This window comes from Streptomyces sp. UNOC14_S4, from assembly GCF_020740835.1.
Taxonomy (GTDB): domain Bacteria; phylum Actinomycetota; class Actinomycetes; order Streptomycetales; family Streptomycetaceae; genus Streptomyces.
Window position 1 is genome coordinate 1 of sequence record NZ_JAINFC010000586.1, and the last position, 4370, is coordinate 4370.

Below are 4370 nucleotides of genomic sequence, written 5' to 3' on the forward strand. Positions count from 1 at the left end.
GTTCCCCGTCCGCGCCCGTCACATAGAACGCGTCCACCACATACGACCCCAACGTGCTCACGTGTGCGCTCTGCACCCACACCCCCGCGTCCTCCAGGGCCCGCCCGATGCGGTGCAGCAGCCCCGGCGCGTCCTGGGCGCGTACCTCCAGGACGGTCGCGTCGCGCGAGCCCGTGTCCACCACGGTGACGCGCGGCGCCGGATGTGCGCCGCCGCGGCGGCGCCGGGAGTACGCGGCATACGCCGCCTCCCGTTCCGCGAGGCGGCCGACGAGGTCGAGGGAGCCCTCCAGGGCGCGTACCAGGTCGTTGCGCAGCCGTGCGGCCTCCGGCAGGAAGCCGTACTCCGCGGCCACCCGCCACCGCAGCAGCAGCACGCCGTCGACGGCCCGCAGATCCGCGGCGCGGACGGTCAGCCGGTGCAGGGCGAGGACACCGGCCGTGGCGGGCAGCACCCCCGCCTGGTCGGGCACGGCGACGGTGAAGGTGGCGGCGCTGCCGCCTTCGCCTTCCGGGCGTATGCCGAGCAGGACCGGCACCGGCCCCCCGGTGCGCCGCGCCTCCGCCACCAGTCGCCGCTGTTCCTCGGTCAGCGCCTCCGGTTCCGTACGGGCCGCGACGCCGCCGCCCGCGAGGGCGGCCCCGGCGCGGCGGACCAGGTCGCCCACGAGAGAGGCGCGCCAGGCGGACCAGGCCGCCTGGCCCGTGGCGCGCGCGTCCGCCTCGGTGAGCGCGTGCAGCAGCTCCAGGGTTCCCGTGTCGGCGACGGCGTCCGTCACCGTGCGGACGGTCGCCGGGTCGCCGAGGTCGCGCCGGGTGGCCGTCTCGACGAGGAGCAGGTGGTGGCGTACGAGCGTGGCGACCGTCTCGACGTCCACCGGCCCGAAGCCGAGCCGGGCGGCGATGTCGCGGGCGATGCCCTCCCCCGCCGCCGAATGGTCTCCCGGCAGACCTTTGCCGATGTCGTGCAGGAGGGCGGCGACGAGGAGCAGGTCGGGGCGGTGGACGTCACGCGCGAGGGCGGCGGCCTGGACGGCGGTCTCGATGAGGTGGCGGTCGACGGTCCAGCGGTGCACGGGGTTGCGCTGCGGGCGGCAGCGGACGTGCTCCCACTCGGGCAGCAGCCGCGAGACGAGCCGCTCGGACTCCAGGGCCTCCCAGACCACGACCGTGGGCCGGCCCGCGCCGAGCAGGGTGATCAGGGCCTCGCGTGCCTCGGCCGGCCAGGGCACCGGCAGCGGGGCAGCGGTGGCGGCCAGCCGCCGTACCGCGTGCGGGGACAGCGGCAGCCCGGCCTGCGCGGCGGCGGCAGCGGCGCGCAGCGGCAGCACGGGGTCGCGCTCGGGCCGCGCCGTGCGGGCGAGGACCGCCTCGCCGTCCTGCTCGACGACGCCTTCGGCCAGCGGCGTGCGCTCGAGTTCGACGAACCCTCCGCGGCCGCCGAATCCGCCGAGTATCCGGCGCAGCCGCGGCCTGCCGGAGCGGGCGCGCAGGACGCGGCCGACCTCGCGCCAGGTCACGTCGGCGGCGTAGGAGACGGTGCGGGCCGCCTCGTACACCTCGCGCAGCAGGGTGTCGGCGCCGGGGCGGCCGAGGGCGGTGGCGACCTGGTCCTGCTCCTGGAGGGCGAGCCGGTCGGTGGCCCGGCCGGTGACCAGGTGCAGGGCGTCGCGGGTGTCGAGGAGCAGAGCGCGAGCGCTCTCCAGGCCCTCGCGGGGCGCGTCCGCGAGCCAGGAGGCGGCGACGGCGCGCAGGGCGGTGGCGTCCCGCAGGCCGCCGCGGGCCTCCTTGAGGTCGGGCTCCAGCAGGAACCGCAGCTCGCCCTGGCGCCTGGCCCGTTCCTCGCCCAGCTCGCGCAGCTCGGGGAGCCGGGCCGGGGCCTGGGCCCGCCAGTCCTCGTAGGCGGTCGCGCGGAGCAGCGCGGTGAGCTGTTCGTCGCCGCCGATGTGGCGGGCGTCGAGGAGGCCGAGGTGGACCTTGAGGTCACCGGCGGCGGTGCGGCGGGCCTCGGCCGGGGTGCGTACGGAGTGGTCGAGGGCGAGGCCCATGTCCCAGACGGGGTACCAGACGCGGTCGGCGACGACGGCGACCTCGGCCGGGCGTGCCGATCCGTCGTGCAGCAGGAGGACGTCGAGGTCGCTGCGCGGGGAGAGTTCGCCGCGACCGTAGCCGCCGACGGCCACGAGGGCCACGCCACGTGTCTCGCCGAGCAGGGTGCCCAGCCACTGGTCGGTGAGCCGGGCGAGCGCGGCGCGGCGCGGCGGGCCGGTGCGCTTCGCCTGGTGCAGGAGGCGCAGCCGGGCCGCCGCGTAGTCGCGGGGCCCGGTGCCGTCCGGGCCGGTGCCGTCCGGGCTGGTGGCGTTCTCCGTCAACTCGGGGCTCCCGGCCGGTGTGCTGGGCGGTGCGGGCTCACAGGGCGTCCGGGCCGCGCTCACCGGTCCGTACACGGACGACGTCCTCGACGGGGACGACCCAGACCTTGCCGTCGCCGATCCGGCCGGCCTCGCCGGAGCGCGCGGCCTTCACGATGACGTCGACCACGTCGTACGCGTCGCCGTCCTCGGCGAGGATCTCCATACGGACCTTGGGGACGAGGTCGACGGTGTACTCGGCGCCGCGGTAGACCTCGGTGTGGCCCGCCTGGCGGCCGGAGCCGCTGGCCTCGCTGACGGTCATGCCGCGTACGCCGAAGGCGCGGAGGGCGGCCTTGATCTCGTCGAGCATGTGAGGCTTGACGACGGCGGTGATGAGCTTCATGCGTCCACCTTCTTGTGCGGTGCCGTGCCGTTGCCGGGCTCCGCGCCGCCTTCGGCGCGCCCGACGGCGGGGGTGTGGGCCACGGTACGGGTGGCCGTGGAGCCGCCGCCGACCCCACTGAGGTCGTAGGCGGTCTCGGCGTGGAACGCCTGGTCGATGCCGCCGAGTTCGTCGTCCTCGGAGGCGCGGAAGCCGATCGCCTTGTCGACGGCCTTGGCGAGAAGCCAGGAGGCGGTGAAGGAGTAGGCCAGCACGGCGAAGGCACCGACGGCCTGCCGTCCGAGCTGGGTGGCGCCGCCGACCCCGCCGGTGGCGAGGAGGCCGACGAGCAGGGTGCCGATGATGCCGCCGACGAGGTGGACGCCGACCACGTCGAGCGAGTCGTCGAAACCGAACCGGAACTTGAGGGCGACCGCCCAGGAGCAGACCGCGCCCGCGACGACGCCGATGAGGAGGGCGCCGAAGGCGTTGACGGCGGCGCCCGAGGGGGTGATGGCGACGAGGCCCGCGACGGCGCCGGAGGCGGCGCCGAGGGTGGTGAACGCGCCGTGCCTGACGCGCTCGTAGGCGAGCCAGCCGATCATGGCGGCGCCGGTGGCCACCTGGGTGTTGAGAGCCATGTTGGCCGCGGTGCCGTTGGCGGCGAGCGCGGAGCCCGCGTTGAAGCCGAACCAGCCGAACCACAGCAGTCCCGCGCCGAGCATCACCAGCGGCAGGCTGTGCGGGCGCATGGGGTCCTTCGCGAAGCCGACGCGCTTGCCGACGACGAGGACGGCGGCGAGGGCGCCGATGCCCGCGTTGATGTGCACGGCGGTGCCGCCCGCGAAGTCGATCACCTTGAGCTGGGCGAGCCAGCCGTCGGGCTGCCACACCCAGTGGGCCACGGGGAAGTAGACGACGGTCACCCAGAGGGTGATGAAGAGGGCCCAGGCGCTGAACTTGACGCGGTCGGCGAGGGCGCCGCTCATCAGGGCGGGGGTGATGACGGCGAACATCATCTGGAAGAGCGCGAAGGCGAAGACGGGGATGCCTTCCTTGCCTCCGGTGAGGGTCTCCGGGCTGATGCCCTTGAGGCCGATGTGGTCGAGGTTGCCGAGCAGCCCGGCGCCGAGGTCGTCACCGAAGGCGAGGGAGTAGCCGTAGAGCACCCACAGCACGGTGACGATGCCGAGCGAGACGAACGACATCATCAGCATGTTGAGCGCGCTCTTGACCCGCACCATGCCGCCGTAGAAGAAGGCCAGGCCGGGGGTCATCAGCATCACCAGCGCGGCACTGATCAGGACGAATGCGGTGTCTGCGCCATTCACGATCGACGTCTCCTCGAAAGCGGCGGCCCATGCGGACGGTGCGGATGGACACCAGGGGCCGGGTTTCGCCAAGAGGTTGTCGTAGCGCGGTTTCCGTCAGTGCGGCCGGTTGTTTCACCGGGGTGACGATGACGTCGGGGGTGTTACGCCCCGATGAACTGCCGTGTTCGCCCTGCGGCGGTTCGTTACGCCGTGGCAATCGTGCGGTGCATCGCGGGGTGCTGCTCGGGTGCCGCTCGGACCGGCCGCGGCGACCGCCCGGTGTGACCTGGCGTGGGGGAGCCGAGTCGGGCTGTACGGGAGG

At 74.6% G+C, this 4370-nt stretch carries 3 protein-coding genes; all 3 read right to left on the bottom strand.

Annotated elements, in window-relative coordinates; genetic code table 11:
* Window positions 1–2371 (bottom strand): [protein-PII] uridylyltransferase (locus K6I34_RS32560; protein WP_229331638.1); only part of this gene is annotated, 2371 nt, incomplete at its 3' end.
* 37 nt (window positions 2372–2408) lie between these two features.
* The gene (locus tag K6I34_RS32565; RefSeq protein ID WP_229331639.1) at window positions 2409–2756 is read right to left on the bottom strand and encodes a P-II family nitrogen regulator; all 348 of its coding nucleotides are present in this window, start codon (window positions 2754–2756) and stop codon (window positions 2409–2411) included.
* Window positions 2753–4066, bottom strand: coding sequence for an ammonium transporter (locus tag K6I34_RS32570; RefSeq protein ID WP_229331640.1), 1314 nt, complete (start codon window positions 4064–4066; stop codon window positions 2753–2755). The genes K6I34_RS32565 and K6I34_RS32570 overlap by 4 nt, the downstream gene beginning before the upstream one ends.
* Between the last annotated feature and the right edge of the window lie 304 nt (window positions 4067–4370).